The 15,575-nt window shown below is 66.2% G+C and carries 14 protein-coding genes; 9 read left to right on the plus strand and 5 right to left on the minus strand.

The features are described 5' to 3' along the window. Positions 1–16: 16 nt before the first annotated feature. The 3 genes from B5F94_RS00340 (at position 17) to B5F94_RS16360 (ending at position 3,047) form a co-directional block, all read left to right on the plus strand. Positions 17–946, plus strand: a complete 930-nt coding sequence (locus B5F94_RS00340; RefSeq protein WP_087326446.1) for a hypothetical protein — start codon at positions 17–19, stop codon at positions 944–946. 73 nt (positions 947–1,019) lie between these two features. After that, positions 1,020–2,813 (plus strand): aspartate--tRNA ligase, encoded by a 1,794-nt coding sequence (aspS, locus tag B5F94_RS00345; RefSeq protein ID WP_087326449.1) that lies wholly within the window; start codon positions 1,020–1,022, stop codon positions 2,811–2,813. 63 nt (positions 2,814–2,876) lie between these two features. Beyond that, positions 2,877–3,047, plus strand: coding sequence for a hypothetical protein (locus B5F94_RS16360; protein WP_158098713.1), 171 nt, complete (start codon positions 2,877–2,879; stop codon positions 3,045–3,047). Between the two features lie 54 nt (positions 3,048–3,101). Here B5F94_RS16360 and B5F94_RS00350 read toward each other — a convergent pair whose 3' ends face one another. From B5F94_RS00350 to B5F94_RS00370, 5 genes are read right to left on the minus strand one after another with little or no spacing between them, the layout of a single operon-like run. Next, positions 3,102–4,010, minus strand: coding sequence for an NAD(P)/FAD-dependent oxidoreductase (locus B5F94_RS00350; RefSeq protein WP_087326452.1), 909 nt, complete (start codon positions 4,008–4,010; stop codon positions 3,102–3,104). After that, positions 3,997–5,448: an NAD(P)/FAD-dependent oxidoreductase gene (locus tag B5F94_RS00355; protein WP_087326455.1), complete on the minus strand. Its 1,452-nt coding sequence runs from the start codon at positions 5,446–5,448 to the stop codon at positions 3,997–3,999. Before B5F94_RS00355 ends, B5F94_RS00350 begins: the two co-directional genes overlap by 14 nt. Before the next feature lie 29 nt (positions 5,449–5,477). Then, positions 5,478–7,385: a molybdopterin biosynthesis protein gene (locus B5F94_RS00360; RefSeq protein ID WP_087326458.1), complete on the minus strand. Its 1,908-nt coding sequence runs from the start codon at positions 7,383–7,385 to the stop codon at positions 5,478–5,480. A gap of 22 nt (positions 7,386–7,407) precedes the next feature. Then, positions 7,408–8,625, minus strand: coding sequence for a molybdopterin molybdotransferase MoeA (gene glp / locus B5F94_RS00365; protein ID WP_087326461.1), 1,218 nt, complete (start codon positions 8,623–8,625; stop codon positions 7,408–7,410). Beyond that, positions 8,603–9,514 carry a LysR family transcriptional regulator gene (locus B5F94_RS00370; protein ID WP_087326465.1) on the minus strand — a complete coding sequence of 304 codons (912 nt, stop codon included), beginning with the start codon at positions 9,512–9,514 and terminating at the stop codon, positions 8,603–8,605. The genes glp and B5F94_RS00370 overlap by 23 nt, the downstream gene beginning before the upstream one ends. A 260-nt stretch (positions 9,515–9,774) precedes the next feature. Here B5F94_RS00370 and B5F94_RS00375 point away from each other — a divergent pair, with 260 nt between their 5' ends. Genes B5F94_RS00375 through B5F94_RS00400 form a run of 6 tightly spaced genes read left to right on the plus strand, consistent with a single transcriptional unit; the run spans position 9,775 to position 15,384 of the window. After that, positions 9,775–10,245, plus strand: coding sequence for a 4Fe-4S dicluster domain-containing protein (locus tag B5F94_RS00375; RefSeq protein ID WP_087326468.1), 471 nt, complete (start codon positions 9,775–9,777; stop codon positions 10,243–10,245). A 3-nt stretch (positions 10,246–10,248) separates the two neighbouring features. Beyond that, positions 10,249–12,051 (plus strand): aldehyde ferredoxin oxidoreductase family protein, encoded by a 1,803-nt coding sequence (locus B5F94_RS00380; RefSeq protein ID WP_087326471.1) that lies wholly within the window; start codon positions 10,249–10,251, stop codon positions 12,049–12,051. Between the two features lie 4 nt (positions 12,052–12,055). Next, complete coding sequence (locus B5F94_RS00385; RefSeq protein ID WP_087326474.1) at positions 12,056–12,337, plus strand: MoaD/ThiS family protein; 282 nt, start codon at positions 12,056–12,058, stop codon at positions 12,335–12,337. A gap of 44 nt (positions 12,338–12,381) precedes the next feature. Then, complete coding sequence (locus tag B5F94_RS00390) at positions 12,382–12,858, plus strand: complex I 24 kDa subunit family protein (RefSeq protein WP_087326476.1); 477 nt, start codon at positions 12,382–12,384, stop codon at positions 12,856–12,858. Continuing rightward, the gene (locus B5F94_RS00395; protein ID WP_087326479.1) at positions 12,851–14,644 is read left to right on the plus strand and encodes an NADH-quinone oxidoreductase subunit NuoF; all 1,794 of its coding nucleotides are present in this window, start codon (positions 12,851–12,853) and stop codon (positions 14,642–14,644) included. The genes B5F94_RS00390 and B5F94_RS00395 overlap by 8 nt, the downstream gene beginning before the upstream one ends. Next, positions 14,641–15,384, plus strand: coding sequence for a 2Fe-2S iron-sulfur cluster-binding protein (locus tag B5F94_RS00400; RefSeq protein ID WP_087326482.1), 744 nt, complete (start codon positions 14,641–14,643; stop codon positions 15,382–15,384). Before B5F94_RS00395 ends, B5F94_RS00400 begins: the two co-directional genes overlap by 4 nt. The last annotated feature ends 191 nt before the right edge of the window (positions 15,385–15,575 follow it).

The raw sequence follows: 15,575 nt of genomic DNA on the forward strand, positions 1-15,575 counted from the left end.
AAGGAGGAATTTTTCCATGAAAAAGCTTGCCGCTCTGATTCTGTCCGCCGCCCTGCTGGTGGGCTCCGCCGCCGCCATCTCCCCCGAGGAGGCCTTCCCCAAGGTCAACGAGTACCCCGGCTTCATTGATGTGGAGGCCGGTTCCTGGTACGAAGATCCCGCCCGCATCTGCGCCGAGGTGGGACTGATGCAGGGCACGGGCCACGCCTTTGCCCCCTTCCAGATCCTCACCGTGGGCGAGGTGGCCACCATCGCCGCCCGCATGAACGAGGCCATCACCGGAGACCCTATCCCCATGGCCACCCCCAAGCCCGGCGAGACCCTGCCCTGGTATTTCTCCTATGTGAAGTACCTGGAGGATCTGGGCATTGACGTGCCCGACCCCACCAAGCAGGCCACCCGTCAGGAGTTTGTGTCCATCCTGGCCGCTGTGGTGCCCGAGGAGATGCTCTCCCCCATCAACACCATCACCACCCTGCCCGACACCAAGGACGAGGCGGTGCTGCGCTTCTACAACGCGGGCATCCTCACCGGCGTGGACGACTGGGGCACCTTCGCTGCCAATAACAGCCTGACCCGTGCGGAGACCGCCGCCATGGTGGCCCGTGTGGCCCGCACCGACCTGCGCCAGACCTTCACCCCCGCCGACTACACCCCCTTCACCGCCGCCGGTTTCAAGCCCTCTGACGTGCTGTTCACCAACGGCACCACCGCCGGGGCCTATCTGCCCTATGTGCAGGAGCTGATCGACGGCCTGGAGGCCGACTGCGCCGCCGCCGGCATGGAGTTCAACTGGTTCAACACCGTGGACGGCGTCACCTTCCTGGACTACGTGAAGAACACCGCCCTCACTCACTTCGGTGTCACCGCCAAGCAGGGCACCGAAGCGTACAAGAACTTCGACGTGCAGGTGTACTACAGCAAGGTCATCGACCTGCGGGGTTAATTGCAAACAAGGGCAAAAACCCAGCTATTTTGTAATATAGAAAAGAAATAATACAATCTGGAGTTGATTTCACATGGCTAATGTCAAAACCGCCTACCGCACCCACACCTGTGGGGAGCTCCGCATGGAGCAGGTAGGCCAGACCGTCACTCTGGCGGGCTTCCTGGAGAACTTCCGTGAGGTGGGCGCCAGCCTGGGCTTCGCCGTCCTGCGGGACTTCTACGGCACCACCCAGGTGGTGGCCGAGACCGAGGAGATGGTCAAGACCATCAAGGCTCTGAACAAGGAGTCCACCATTGCCGTCACCGGCGTGGTGCGGGAGCGTGACTCCAAGAACCCCAAGCTGCCCACCGGCGACATCGAGGTGGTACCCGAGAAGATCGAGGTGCTGGGCCGCTGCCGCCACAACGAGCTGCCCTTCCAGATCAACCGCAGCCGCGAGGCCGACGAGACCCAGCGTCTGAAGTACCGCTACCTGGATCTCCGCAACCCCGCCGTCAAAAACAACATCATCCTCCGCTCCCAGGTGGTGGCCGCCCTGCGGCAGGCCATGACCGCCCAGGGCTTTATGGAGATCACCACCCCCATTCTGACCGCTTCTTCTCCGGAAGGCGCCAGAGATTATCTGGTACCCAGTAGAAAACACCCCGGCAAGTTCTACGCCCTGCCCCAGGCCCCCCAGCAGTTCAAGCAGCTGCTGATGGCCTCCGGCTTCGACAAGTACTTCCAGATCGCCCCCTGCTTCCGGGACGAGGACGCCCGGGGCGACCGCTCCCCCGGCGAGTTCTACCAGCTGGATATGGAGATGGCCTTTGCCGGTCAGGAGGACGTGTTCGCCGTTCTGGAGCAGGTGCTCCCCCCCATCTTCGCCCAGTACGGCACCTACAACGTGGCCTCTGAGGCCCCCTTCAAGCGGATCTCCTATCTGGAGGCCATGGACAAGTACGGCTCCGATAAGCCCGACCTGCGCATCGACCTGACCGTCACCGACGCCACCGAGGTGCTGGCAAACTGCGGCTTTGGTCCCTTCGAGGGCAACACCGTCAAGGCCATTGTGGTGTCCGGCTTTGAGGGCACCCGCAAGCAGATCGACGGCATCTGCAACGAGGTGGAGGTCCAGTCCGGCAATAAGGCCTACTGGTTCCGCCTGGATGAGAAGGGCGAGATCGTGGGCGGCATCGCCAAGTTCGTCCAGCCCATCAAGGACGCCGTGGTGTCCGCTCTGGGCCTGGAGCCCGGCTGCTTCGTGGGCCTCACCGCCGGCAAGCTGCTCACCGCTCAGAAGACCGCCGGCGTGCTCCGCTCTAAGCTGGGCAACTTCTGCCCCAACCACATGGACAAGGAGCGCTATGAGTTCTGCTGGATCGTGGACTTCCCCATGTACGAGATCGGCGAGGAGTCCGGCGAGCTGGAGTTCTGTCACAACCCCTTCTCCATGCCCAACGGCGGCCTGGAGATCCTGAAGAAGGCCGCTGCCGGCGAGGTGGACCCCCTGTCCATCACCGCCTTCCAGTACGACCTGGTGTGCAACGGCGTGGAGCTGTCCTCCGGCGCCGTCCGGAACCACGACCCCGAGATCATGATTGAGGCCTTCCAGCTGGTGCGGCTGGGCGAGGAGGACGTGAAGGCCAAGTTCCCCGCCATGTACAACGCCTTTACCTACGGCGCTCCCCCCCACGCGGGCATCGCCCCCGGCGTGGACCGTATGGTCATGCTGCTGGCCGGCGAGGACTCCATCCGTGAGATCATCCCCTTCCCCATGAACAAGAACGCCCAGGACCTGATGATGGGCGCTCCCTCTTTCGTCACCGACGCCCAGCTCAACGAGCTGAACATCGTGTGCACCAAAAAGGAAGAGGTCGAGTAAAGCGCCCATCATCAGGGGCCCCGCACAGCGGGGCGCGCTTTGCGCGTACAAGCGTTTTCGCCTGTGGCGAAAACCTTGGCGCAGGCGGAATTCACTTCCGCCGAGCAAGTAAAATCATCCCTGGGTCCCCGGACAGCCCAGGCTGTCCGGGATCTGGGCGCTCCCTCCTTTGTGACCGACGCCCAGCTCAACGAGCTGAACATCGTGTGCACCAAGAAAGAGGACGAGGAATAAAACCAAACAGAACGGCCCCCACCGGATATGCTCCGATGGGGGCCGTTTTTCATTTTATTTCTTGCCCAACAGCTCCATGCCCACCTGGCGGCCCAGCTCCTCGGCCTGGGCGGTGACGGTGTCCACGATCTCATGGACGTAGTCGCAGTTGCCGCACAGGGAGGCCCAGCCCGGCAGCTTACCCCCCAGCCCCGCCAGCAGCTCCCGCTCGGGGATAAGGCCCAGGGCGGTAATGAGGGTGTCGCAGGCCACCTGCTCCTCCTTGCCGCTGTCCAGATGGCGGAGGGTGACGCCGGTAAGCCGCCCCTCCCCGTGGAGGCGGGTAACGGTGGTCCGGGTCATCAGGGGGATGCGGTGCTCCAGCAGACAGGAGCGGTAGTTGCGTACCATGCCGCCGCAGCTCCCCTTCTGCTCCACCACCCCCAGCACCTGGCAGCCCTCCAGCACGAACCGGCGGGCCATGATAAGGCCCAAATCCCCGCTCCCCAGCACCAGCACCTTTCTCCCCGGCCGCCAGTGGCGCAGGTTGATCATCCGCTGGGCCTCACCGGCGGTAAACACCCCGGCGGGCCGGGTGCCGGTGACGGGGAGAGAACCGATGGTCTTTTCCCGGCAGCCGGTGGCCAGAATGAGCCGCCGGAAGGCCACCGGCTCATACCCGCCGGGGCCGGACAGCTCCGCCGTCCGCCGCTGGGACAGGGAGAGCACGGTGGTGTTGAGGCGCACGCTCACCGCCGCCCCCTCCATCTGGGCCACAATGCGCCCGGCGTACTCCGGCCCGGTGAGGTCCCGGTGGAAGTAGCCCAGGCCGAAGCCCTGGTGGATGCACTGGGGCAAAATGCCCCCCAGCCGCTCCTCCCGGTCCACCAGCAGCACCGAAACCGGTCCCGCGCCCGCGGCGGCCAGTGCGGCGGACATCCCCGCCGCGCCGCCGCCCACCACCAACAGATCAACCTTCTCCATGCCGTCCTCCTGTCAGCAGCCGGGAACCCGGCCCGTCCTTTTGCAGATCCTCCGGGGGCACCCCCAGCATCCGGGCCATAAGAGCCATGATCCGGTCCCCGCAGAAGGCCCCCTGGCACCGGCCCAGGCCGGCGCCTGTCCGCCGCTTCACCCCGTCCAGGGTGACCGCTCCCCGGCGGATGGCGTCCCGCACCTCCCCCTCGGTGATGCCGCCGCACCGGCACAGAATGCGGCCATAGGCCGGGTCCCGGGCCACCAGCGCCGCCCGGGCCTCCCGGGTCAGCTCGCGGGGCCGTACCGGCGCTTTTCGCTCTGGCCGGAAGGTGGAGTCCAGTTCCCCCTTCCCCAGCTGGTCCGCCACCTGGGGGGCCAGCCAGGCCCCCAGGGCCTGGGCGCAGGTGAGGCCGGGGGTCTTGATGCCGATAAGGCTCCACAGCCCTCTGGCGGGATTGGTGACGGTGAAATCGTGGATGCTCTGGGCCCGCACCACATTGTAGGGCTTGGGCCGCACCCCGGCAAAGGAGCGGATGGTAAGCTCCAGATCCAGCTCGGGGGCCACCTGGGCCGCCAGCTGGCGCAGCTTGGCCAGGCCCGCCTCAGTGGTGGCGGACAGAGACCCCACCCCCGGCTGCTCCGAGGGACCCAGCAGCAGCTTGCCGTCCAGGGTGGGCACCATGGTCAGGCCCTTGCCCTTCTCCTCCGGCTCATGGAAGATGACATGATTGACATAGTGGCCCGCCCCCTGGTCCAGGATCAGGTAGTCCGCCTTCTCGGGGGTAATGCGTACCGTGGGCGGAGCGGCCAGCTCCTGGACCTGGTCGGCGTGGAGGCCGCAGCAGTTGACCACCGCTGCCGCCCACAGCTCCCCCCGGAGGGTGACCACCCGCCAGCCCCCGTGTTCCGGCAGCAGGTCGGTGACCGGGGCGTTGAACCAGGGGGTGACGCCGTTGGCCAGGGCGTTCTCCCAGGCGGCATAGCACAGCTCCCAGGGGTCGGTCACCCCGGTGTCGGGGGCGTAGAGGGCGGAGGACACGCCGGGGGCCAGCCCCGGCTCCCACTCCAGGGCCGCCCGGCCCGACATAAGTTTGAGGCCCTCCACCCCGTTCTCCATGCCCTGGATCATCTTCCGCTGTAATGTCTGGTCGGCGTTGGGCCCGTAACTTACCATTAAGGAGCCCCGCCGGGCGAAGGGCACCCCCAGCTCCCGGCACAGGTCCCCGAAGCCCTTACAGGCCGCCACGCACAGCCGGGTCTTGAGGGTGCCCGGCTTGGTGTCGCAGCCGGTATATACAATGGCGGTGTTTGCCCGGGAAATGCCGGTACACACGTCCTCCCTGGCCTCCACCAGAGCCACCTTCAGGGGGTGGCGGCGCAGCTCCCGGGCCATAAAGCAGCCCAGCAGCCCGCCGCCCAGTACCGCCACGTCGTAGCGCTCCATGGTCCATCCTCCTCTCTTAATGTGCCCCTTTAAAAATGCCGCCGCACCCGGCCGGGCTGGTCAATGGTGTAGCCCCCCAGCTGTTCCAGCCGTTCCCGGAAAGCCGGGCTTTGCAGCACCTCCAGCAGGGCCTCCACCGCCGGGGTGCCCCAGGCGTAATCGGGGATGAGCAGGTCGTACTGCTCCACGCACACCGGCAGAAAATCCAGGTCATACAGCCGGGCGGCGGACAGGATGCCCATGCCCGCGTCGGCGGTGCCGGCGGCGATCTGGGCGGCCACCGAGGTGTGGGTCAGCTCCTCCCGGTCGTAGCCGTACACGGCGGCGGGGTCGATGCCCTCCTTCCGGCACAGGTAGTCGGCCAGAATACGGGTGCCCGACCCCTTCTGCCGGTTGACATACCGCAGGCCGGGCTTGGTGATGTCCCCAAAGCCCTTGATACCCAGAGGATTGCCCTTGGCCACCATCAGGCCCTGGGTGCGGCCCACACACTCCACCTGATATACCCCTCCGTGGGGGAAATACTTCTCCAGATAGGAGGTGTTGTAGCTGCCGTCGGCCTCGTCCAGCAGGTGGCACCCCGCCCCGTGGGCCTCCCCCCGGCGGAGGGCCATAATGCCCCCCATGGAGCCCACATGGGTGGAGCTCATGTACAGGTGGGGGTAAGTCTGGTGGAGCAGGTCGGCCACCTCGTCCAGCAGGGGGTCGTGGCTGCCCATCATTACCAGAGTGCGCTCCAGCTCCTCCCGGGGCCGCAGGAGAGAGACGGTGACCCTCTCCCCCGCCTCCAGGCCCTCCTTGCCCTGGGGGATGTCCAGGATGCCGTCGGCCTTCAGGAAGGAGGACACCACCCCGGTCCCACGGGCCAGCGGGGAGGCCACCAGCTGATCCCCCACCTGGCCCAGACGCACCCGAACAAACTCCCGGTATTTCAGCCCCGACACCACCCGCCGGGCCAGCACCGCCTCCGCCTGCTCCCGGGCGGGGGCTTTCTTGCCGGTCCAGCTTTCAATCAGGGGGCGGAGCAGGTGCTCCAGCACCAGAATGCCGCTGACCGGGTAGCCGGGCACCCCCAGCACGGGCACCGGGCCTCTCCGGCCCAGAATGGCGGGCTTGCCGGGGCGGATGGCCAGCCCGTGGCACAGCACCTCCCCCACCGTGCCAATGACGGCGGCGGAATAGTCCTCCCGGCCCGCCGACGACCCGGCGTTGAGCACCACCAGGTCGCACTCCTCTGCGGCCCTGGTGAGGGCGTCAGTGAGGTCAGCCTTGTTGTCCTTCACGATGGGGTAGGTCCTGGCTGTACCGCCCCACTCCACGATCATGGCGGAGAAGATGGAGGAGTTGAACTCCAGCACGTCCCCCGGCTGGGGGTGGTCGGTGGGGGGCACCACCTCGTCCCCGGTGGGGATGATCCCCACCACCGGGCGGGTGAACACCTCCACCGCCAGCACGCCACCGGCGATCATGGCCCCGATGGCGGCCGGGGTAATGGAGGTATGGGTGGGGAGGAGCATCTCCCCGGCGCACACGTCCTCCCCAATCTGCCGGATGTGCTGCCAGGGGGCGGCGGCCTCATGGAGGACGGCCTTCTCCCCCTCCCACAGCACGTCCTCAATCATCACCACCGCGTCCTCCCCCTCGGGCAGGGGGTCACCGGTGTCCACCACCGTGAACTGATGGGGTTCCAGGGTCACCGGCGTGGTCTCGGTGGCTCCGAAGGTGTCCGCCGCCGCCACGGCGATGCCATCCATGGCGCAGGCGGGATAGTGGGGGGCGCACAGGGTGGCGTAGACCGCCCGGGCAGTCACCCGGCCTGCCGATTGCGCCACCGGCACCGTCTCGGTTTTGGGTTGAAATCCCCCCTCCGCCAGCCAGGCGGGGTAGCGCTCCTCCGCCTGCTCCAGGGGGAGGTTGGTCAGATAAGTAAAGGGCATAAAAACGCCTCCTGATATAAAACTACCCGAAGAGGGACACCTCTACAGATTCCCCGGCCTGGATGCCCTCCCGGTCCCGGGGGACGCAGAAGAAGCCGTCCGCCCCGGCCAGGGTGGTAATGAGCCCCGACTTGCCCCAGATGGGCACGGCCCACAGCCCGTCGGGCTTCTCCTCCAGAGTGACGCCGGTGTACTGGGCTCTGCCGTGGTTGGCGGGGACGGTCTGGGCCAGACGTGCCGACACCGTCCGCTCCGCCCAGGTCCGTCCCTCCAGCCGGGCCAGCAGGGGGATGAGAAAAAGCTTTGCGGTGAACAGGGCGGCCACCGGGTGGCCGGGCAGGCCCAGGATGGGCTTGCCCCCCGCCTTTCCCAGCAGGGTGGGCTTGCCCGGTTTCATGGCTACCCCGTGGCACAGCACCTCTCCCAGAGAGGCCATCACCCGACAGGCGGCGTCCTTCTCCCCCACCGAGCTGCCTCCCGACAGCACCACGCAGTGGCAGCGCTCCAGAGCCTTCTCCACCGCCTCTCTCAGCAGTTCCTCCCGGTCGGGGACAATGCCCAGGGGCACCGGCTCCGCCCCCACCTGGGCCAGCAGAGCGGCCACCAGAGGGCCGTTTACGTCCCGCACCTGTCCGGGGCCGGGGTCCTGCTCCGGGGGCACCAGCTCGTCCCCGGTGGAGATCAGGCCCACCCGCAGTCTGGGGACCACCGGCACCTGAGTCACCCCCAGGGCCGCCAAAGCCCCTACGTCCTGTGGCTCCAGCCTGCGGCCCTTGGGCAGCACCAGGTCCCCCGGCTTCACGTCGTCCCCTTTAAAAATCAGGTTGGCCCCCGGGGGAACGCTCTTTACAATGCCGATCTCCCCGCCGCCGTAGTCCTCGGTGTGCTCCACCATCTGGACGGCGTCGGCGCCTTCCGGCAGGGCCCCGCCGGTGGGGATGGCGGCGCATTGATAGGGGCCCACGGCAAAGGCGGGCTCCTTCCCCATCTCCACCGCCCCCTCACAGGTGAGCAGGGCGGGGATGGACTCGCTGCACCCGAAGGTGTCCGCCCCCCGCAGGGCGTAGCCGTCCACGGTGGAGCGGTCAAACCCGGGCACATATTCTTCAGCCAGAATCTCCCGGGCCAGCACCCGGCCCAGAGCACGGTCCAGCCCCACGGTTTCCGGGGACCGGTCCAGGGGGGCAAAGGTATTTGCAATCAGGGTCAAAAGTTCCTCAGGGGTCATGACGGTGAGCATGGTCCCCCTCCTTTCCCACCCCGAAAAAGTCCAGGGCGAAGGCCTGAAATTCCAGCCCCACAGGGCTGAGGTGTTTTTCCCGCTTGAAGCACAGCATGAGGGGCCGGGCAAACCGGCCGCTGGCCAGCCGGGCCAGGGCAATGCGGGAGTCGGCCCGGTAGGGGGCGGCGGCTCCCTCGGGCACAAAGCCCAGGGCCAGCCCGGCGGCCACCACCTGCCGGTGGCCCTCCCGGTCGTTGACCAGACAGCGGGTGGCCGGATGGAGGTTGAGCCCGGCGCACAGGTAGTAGGGCTCCTCCAGCCAGTGGCCGGGGCTGCTGAGAAAGACCATGGGCTGGCCCTCCAGGGCCTTCAAATCCACCGGCTCCCGGCGGGCCAGGGGGTGATGGGCAGGCAGGGCCAACAGGTAGCGCTCGCTGCCCAGGGGGTAGCCCCGGAACTTCTCATACCGGCTGTCGTCGGGACAGAGCAGCATATCGTATTTATTGATGTCGGGGACCTCCAGCTCCTCAATGCGGCAATCCAGCTGGAACTCCACCCCCGGCCGGGTATCGGCAAAGGCGGCCAGACAGGCGGCCACCCGCTCTTCCCCGCCGCAGCACCCCACCGACAGCCGCTTCACCGGCCCGGCGGACAGCTCCCCCAGCTCCAGCAGGGTGTCGTCCAGGTCCCGGAGCATGGCCCGGGCGCTCTCCAGAAACCGGCGGCCCGGCTCATTGAGCAGGATACGCTTGCCGGAGCGGGTAAACAGCGGGGTGCCCAGCTCCTCCTCCAGCCGGGCGATGCTGCGGGACAGGGAGGGCTGGCTGAGGTGGAGGGCCTCCGCCGCCTTGGACAGGTTTTGCAGCTGGGCGGCGGTGACGAAATATCGGATCTGGGCGATCTGCAAGCTGCTCCCTCCTTATAGCCAAAAGGTATATGCCCTCAGGCCGGGAATCTCCGGCGTTCCCCGGTTTTCGCCCCGGTTTCTGTGGCAGAACGTACAGTTTGGCTGCCCTTATTATACGGCCCTTTATGCACAAAAGCAATATGAATTCCCAGTCCTTCCCTTTACTTCCCGCCCCCGTGCTCCTACACTAAAATCAGGAGTTCAAATTCTGTTTCAAAAGGAGGTGTGCCTCCGTTCCCGCCGGGAATGGGAGGAAAGGGATGAAACAACTCGTTGTCAAGCCGGAGAAATGCATCGGCTGCCGCACCTGCGAGCTGGTGTGCTCCTTCGGCCACTACCAGCAGTTCAACCCCCGCCTGACCAACATCACCGTGCTGGAGTATGAGGCCGCCACCCTGGCGGTGCCGGTGGTGTGCCAGCAGTGCGAGGACGCCAGCTGCATGAAGGTGTGCCCGGTGAAGGCCATCCGCCGGGACGAAAACGGGGCCTGCGTCATCAACTACGACAAGTGCATCGGCTGCAAGATGTGCCGCAGCGCCTGCCCTCTGGGCAATATGTCCTATTCCACCATCGTGAAGAAGGTATTCAAGTGCGACCTGTGCGGCGGGGACCCCAAGTGCGTCAAGTACTGCCCCGGCGGGGCCCTGAGTTTTGAGGACCCGGACGCGCGGGACGTACGAAAAAAATTGACGGCGGACAAGATTGTAGCCGCCATGGGAACGGAGGGGTGAGCCATGGGAAACGGATATACCGGCACGATTTTACGCATTGATCTGGCGGCGGGGTCCATCCGCAGGGAGCCCCTGAACCAGAAGAACGCCCAGGAGTATGTGGGGGCCCGTGGTCTGGGCACCAAGTATTACTGCGACGAGTGCGACCCCAACTGCGACCCTCTGGGGCCGGACAACAAGCTGATCTTCATGACCGGCCCTCTGACGGGCACCTGCGCCACCTCCTCCGGCCGGTACAACGCGGTGGCCAAGTCCCCCCTGACGGGCACCATCGGGGCGGCCAACTCCGGCGGCCACTTCGGCCCCGAGCTGAAATACGCCGGGTACGACGGCATCATTTTTGAGAACATCTCGGAGAAGCCGGTGTACCTCTACATCAACGACGGCACGGTGGAACTGCGGGACGCCTCCCACCTGTGGGGCAAGGACGTGTTCGAGACCACCGACCTGCTGCGGGAGGAGCTGGGGGACGAGTTCCGCATCGCCTGCATCGCCCCCGCCGGGGAGACCGGCTGTCTCTTCTCCGCCATCATGAACGACAAGCACCGGGCGGCGGGCCGGGGCGGCATGGGCACGGTGATGGGCTCCAAGAAGCTGAAGGCCATCGCCGTCCGGGGCACCGGCTCGGTGACGGTGGCCCGGCCCGAGGCCTTCTTTGAGGCCTGCGTGGACGCCCGGGCCAAGCTGAAGGCCCACCCGGTCACTGGAGCCGGCCTGTCGGCCTACGGCACTCAAATTCTGGTGAACATCGTCAACGCCACCGGCGGTCTGCCCCTGCGCAACGGCCGGGACGGCTCGGTGTACGATCTGGCCGACGACATCTCCGGCGAGACCCTGGCCGCCAAGTATCTGCTGCGCAACAAGGGCTGCTTCGGCTGCTCCATCGGCTGCGGCCGGGCGGTGGAGATCAAGGAGGGCCCCTTCGCCTCCAAGGGCGAGGGTCCCGAGTACGAGGCGGGCTGGTCCTTCGGCGCCGACTGCGGCGTCAATGACCTGGCGGCGGTGTGCGACGCCAACTTCCTGTGCAATCAGTACGGCATCGACCCCATCACCATGGGAGCCACCGTGGCCTGCGCCATGGAGCTCTTTGAGATGGGAGCCATCCCCGAGTCCGACATCGGCTTCCCCCTCCGCTTCGGCGACGCGGCGGCCATGGTGAAGGCGGTGGAGATGACCTGCAAGGGGGAGGGCTTCGGCAAAATCATGGGCCTGGGCTCCTACCGCATGGCGGAACAATACGGCCACCCGGAGCTGTCCATGTCGGTGAAGAAGCAGGAGATGCCCGCCTACGACGGCCGGGCCATCCAGGGCATCGGCCTGGAGTACGCCACCTCCAACCGGGGCGGCTGCCACGTCCGGGGCTACATGATCTCCCCCGAGGTGCTGGGCATCCCCATGAAGATGGACCCCTTGGTCACCGAGGGCAAGGCGGGTCTGCTGAAAACCTTCCAGGACCTCACCGCCCTGGTGGACGCCACCGGCATCTGCCTGTTCACCACCTTCGGCATCGGCCTGCCCGAGGTGGCGGCCCAGTACCGGGAGGCGGTGGGCAGCGACGAGAGCGACGAGGAGATCCTGCTGAAAGGTGAGCGGATCTGGAACCTGGAGAAGCAGTTCAACATTGCCGCCGGTGTGGAGAAGGACACCCTGCCTCCCCGGCTGCTGCGGGAGAAGCTGCCCGAGGGCCCGGCGGCGGGCAAGGTCAACGACCTGTACACCATGCTGGCGGAGTATTACGCCGCCCGTGGCTGGACGGCGGAGGGCATCCCCACCCTGGAGAAGCTGGCCTCCCTCAACCTGAAATAAGCCCATGACGGTGAAATTCTTTGCCTATCTGCGGGAAAAGGAGTTTGCCGGGACCAAGGAACTGGTCCTCTCCCCGCCCCCCACCGTGGGGGCGCTGGGGGAGGACCTGTCCCGGCGTTTTGGCCCCCGGTTCCGGGGGGAGTTCTTCTCCCCCGCCGGGGACGCACTGGGGGAGAAAATCATCGTGCTGGTCAACGGCCGCCGGGTGGAGTTCCTCTCCGGCCTGGACACTCTGCTGAAAGACAGCGACACGGTGCAGATCTTCCCGGTGGTGGCCGGGGGCTGAGCCCCCGCTCCCCCGCCAAACCCAAAAAAGGCGGTGAAACCCATATGGATATCCCCATGGAGGACATTCAGGCCATCTTACAGGCCTATCCCCCGGAGCAGCGGTTCAGCCTGGCCATGCTCCAGGATATGCAGCATAAATTCAACTACATCCCCCGGGAGGGCATGGAGGCCCTGGCGGCCTACCTGGGCTGTCCCCTGTCCTCCCTGTACGCCATGGCCACCTTCTACAAGGCCCTGAGCCTCAAGCCCAAGGGCAGGCACATCATCAAGCTGTGCGACGGCACTGCCTGCCACATCCGGGGCTCCACCACCCTGCTGGACGGGGTGCGGCGGCTGCTGGGCATCGATGCCGGGGAGACCTCGGAGGACGGGCTGTTCTCCCTGGAGCTGGTGAACTGCCTGGGCTCCTGCGCCCTGGCCCCGGTGATGGTGGTGGACGGCACCTACTACGGGCGGGTGACCCTGGAGAAGCTGCCCAAAATTCTGGACCAGTACCGGGAGGTGGAAGGCCATGAATAAAACGGTATTGGTGTGCTGCGGCACCGGCTGCCTGGCCAACGGCAGCGCCAAGGTGGCCGCCGAATTCCACCGCCTGCTGGAGGGCTCAGACCACGCCGTGGCGTGGCTGGTAAAGGAGACCGGCTGCAACGGCTTTTGTGAGAACGGACCTCTGGTCAAAATCGACCCGGATGATATCACCTACTACAAAGTCCAGGTAAAGGACGTCCCCGAGATCGTGGAAAAGACCGTCCTGGGCGGTGAGACGGTGGACCGCCTCCTCTACAAAAACGACCAGGGCCAGCGGGTGCGCAGCCAGCGGGAAAACCCCTTCTACGCCCCCCAGCACAAAATCGCCCTGCGCAACATTGGCGCCATCTCCCCCACCAGTGTGGAGGACTATGTGGCCCACGGTGGCTATCAGGCGCTGCGCAAGGCTCTCACCATGACCCCGGAAGAGATTCTGGACCAGATGGACCGCTCCGGCCTGCGGGGTCGGGGGGGCGCGGGCTTCCCCACCGGCCGGAAGTGGCGCACTGCCGCCGGATACCACAAATTCCCCAAATATGTAGCCTGCAACGGCGACGAGGGCGACCCCGGCGCTTTTATGGACCGCTCCATTCTGGAGGGGGACCCCCACAGCGTGCTGGAGGGTATGGCCATCTGTGCCCTGGCCATCGGCGCGGAGGAGGGCTTCCTCTATATCCGGGACGAGTACGCTCTGGCGGTGAAAAATGTGCGGGAGGCCATCGCCCAGGCCCAGGCCTACGGCGCACTGGGTGATCACATTCTGGGATCTGACAAGAAATTAGAACTCTCCGTTGTCAGAGGCGGCGGCGCTTTCGTGTGCGGCGAGTCCACGGCGCTGATGGCCTCGGTGGAGGGCCGGGTGGGCGAACCCCGGGCCAAATATATTCGCTCAGTGCAGCGGGGCCTGTGGAACCAGCCCACCGTCCTCAACAACGTGGAGACTCTGGCCAATGTTCCGGTGATCCTCTCCGGCGGCGGCGACGCCTTCGCCCAAATGGGTACCGAGGACTCCAAGGGCACCAAGGTATTCGCCCTGGTGGGCAAGGTGAAGCGCACCGGCCTGGTGGAGGTACCCATGGGGGTCACCCTGCGGCACCTGATCTACGATATTGGCGGCGGCATCCAGGGAGACCGGCCCTTCAAGGCGGTGCAGACCGGCGGCCCCTCCGGCGGATGTATCCCGGCAGAGCTGCTGGACCTGCCGGTGGACTTCGACACCCTGAAAAGCCGCGGAGCCATGATGGGCTCCGGCGGCATGATCGTCATGGATGACCGCAGCTGCATGGTGGAAGTGGCCCGGTATTATATCAAGTTCCTCTCGGAGGAGTCCTGCGGCAAGTGTACCCCCTGCCGGGAGGGATTGCGGCATATGCTCCGGCTCCTTACCGATATCTGTGAGGGCCGGGGACAGCTCAGCGACCTGGATCTGCTGGAGCAGCTATGCGAGACCCTGGAGGGCAGCGCCCTGTGCGCCCTGGGCAAATCGGCCCCCAACCCGGTGCTCACCACCCTGAAGTATTTCCGGCAGGAGTACGAGGCCCACATCCTGGAGCACCGCTGTCCCGCCGGCGTGTGCCCCGCCCTCACCTCCTTCGCCATTCAGCCGGACAAGTGCGTGGGCTGCGGAGCGTGTAAGCGGGCCTGCCCCGCCGGGGCCATCTCCGGCGGCGTGAAGGAGCCCCATGTCATTGACCCCGCCCGGTGCATCGCCTGCGGCTCCTGCCGGGAGGCCTGCAAGTTCGGCGCGGTGGAGACGAAAGGCAAGGTGGCGGGATGATCATTACCATAGACGGAAAGCAGTGCAGCTGTGAGAAGGGGGAATTTCTCCTCCAGGTGGCCCGGCGCAACGGCATCTACATCCCCACCCTGTGCCACCACGAAGCCCTGCCCGGGCAGGGCTGCTGCCGGGTGTGCATTGTGGAGGTAGACGAGGGCAAGGGCCCCAAAATCGTGGTGTCCTGCGTCTACCCGGTGGAGCGGGAGTGTACCGTGTCCACCGACAGCGACAAGGTCCGCCGTCAGCGGGGGATGATTTTGTCCCTCCTCCGCAAGCGGGCCCCCGACAGCGAACTCATCGCCCAGATGTGTACCCACTACGGCGCGCCCCCTCTGGAGCGCCTCAAGCCGGTGGACAGCGGCAAGTGCATCCTGTGCGGGCTGTGCGCCCGGGCCTGCGCCGAGCTGAGCGTGGGGGCCATCTCTACGGTCAACCGTGGAGTCACCAAGGAGGTAGCCACCCCCTACCACGACCCCAGCCCGGTGTGCGTGGGCTGCGGCTCCTGCGCCAGCGTGTGCCCCACCGACGCCATCCCCCTCACCGAGACGGCGGACACCCGCACCATCTGGGGCAAGACCTTTACCCTGGTGCGGTGCGCCCGGTGCGGCGCGGTGATCGGCACGGAGGAGGAGCTGGCCCTGGCTGCCCAAAAGGCGGGCGAGGAGCCGGAAACGCTGTGTGAGCGCTGCCGGAAGGCCGCCCTGGCTCAGGTGCTGGCCCACACCTACGGAGACCAATAACAGCACAAAAAAGCCCGGCGCGTCGTATGACGCGCCGGGCTCAGCGTGTCGAGAAACCTCGACACGCTTCTCAAAAATGCAAGCATTTTTTCGAGGGGATGCAGCCCGCTGCGTCGCACGCGCAAAGCGCGCACCCTTGCGGGCTGAGCAGTGTTTTTTCCAAGGCTCATGTCCTTGGAAAAAACAGATTT

The organism is Flavonifractor sp. An4, from assembly GCF_002161755.1.
In the GTDB taxonomy this organism is placed as follows: domain Bacteria; phylum Bacillota; class Clostridia; order Oscillospirales; family Oscillospiraceae; genus Flavonifractor; species Flavonifractor avicola.

Bases quoted from the DNA above. Each gene is read 5' to 3' on its own strand.
- B5F94_RS00340 (WP_087326446.1), top strand. From the start codon at position 17: ATGAAAAAGCTTGCCGCTCTGATTCTGTCCGCCGCCCTGCTGGTGGGC.
- aspS (WP_087326449.1), top strand. From the start codon at position 1,020: ATGGCTAATGTCAAAACCGCCTACCGCACCCACACCTGTGGGGAGCTC.
- B5F94_RS00350 (WP_087326452.1), bottom strand. From the start codon at position 4,010: ATGGAGAAGGTTGATCTGTTGGTGGTGGGCGGCGGCGCGGCGGGGATG.
- B5F94_RS00355 (WP_087326455.1), bottom strand. From the start codon at position 5,448: ATGGAGCGCTACGACGTGGCGGTACTGGGCGGCGGGCTGCTGGGCTGC.
- B5F94_RS00360 (WP_087326458.1), bottom strand. From the start codon at position 7,385: ATGCCCTTTACTTATCTGACCAACCTCCCCCTGGAGCAGGCGGAGGAG.
- glp (WP_087326461.1), bottom strand. From the start codon at position 8,625: ATGCTCACCGTCATGACCCCTGAGGAACTTTTGACCCTGATTGCAAAT.
- B5F94_RS00375 (WP_087326468.1), top strand. From the start codon at position 9,775: ATGAAACAACTCGTTGTCAAGCCGGAGAAATGCATCGGCTGCCGCACC.
- B5F94_RS00380 (WP_087326471.1), top strand. From the start codon at position 10,249: ATGGGAAACGGATATACCGGCACGATTTTACGCATTGATCTGGCGGCG.
- B5F94_RS00385 (WP_087326474.1), top strand. From the start codon at position 12,056: ATGACGGTGAAATTCTTTGCCTATCTGCGGGAAAAGGAGTTTGCCGGG.
- B5F94_RS00390 (WP_087326476.1), top strand. From the start codon at position 12,382: ATGGATATCCCCATGGAGGACATTCAGGCCATCTTACAGGCCTATCCC.
- B5F94_RS00395 (WP_087326479.1), top strand. From the start codon at position 12,851: ATGAATAAAACGGTATTGGTGTGCTGCGGCACCGGCTGCCTGGCCAAC.
- B5F94_RS00400 (WP_087326482.1), top strand. From the start codon at position 14,641: ATGATCATTACCATAGACGGAAAGCAGTGCAGCTGTGAGAAGGGGGAA.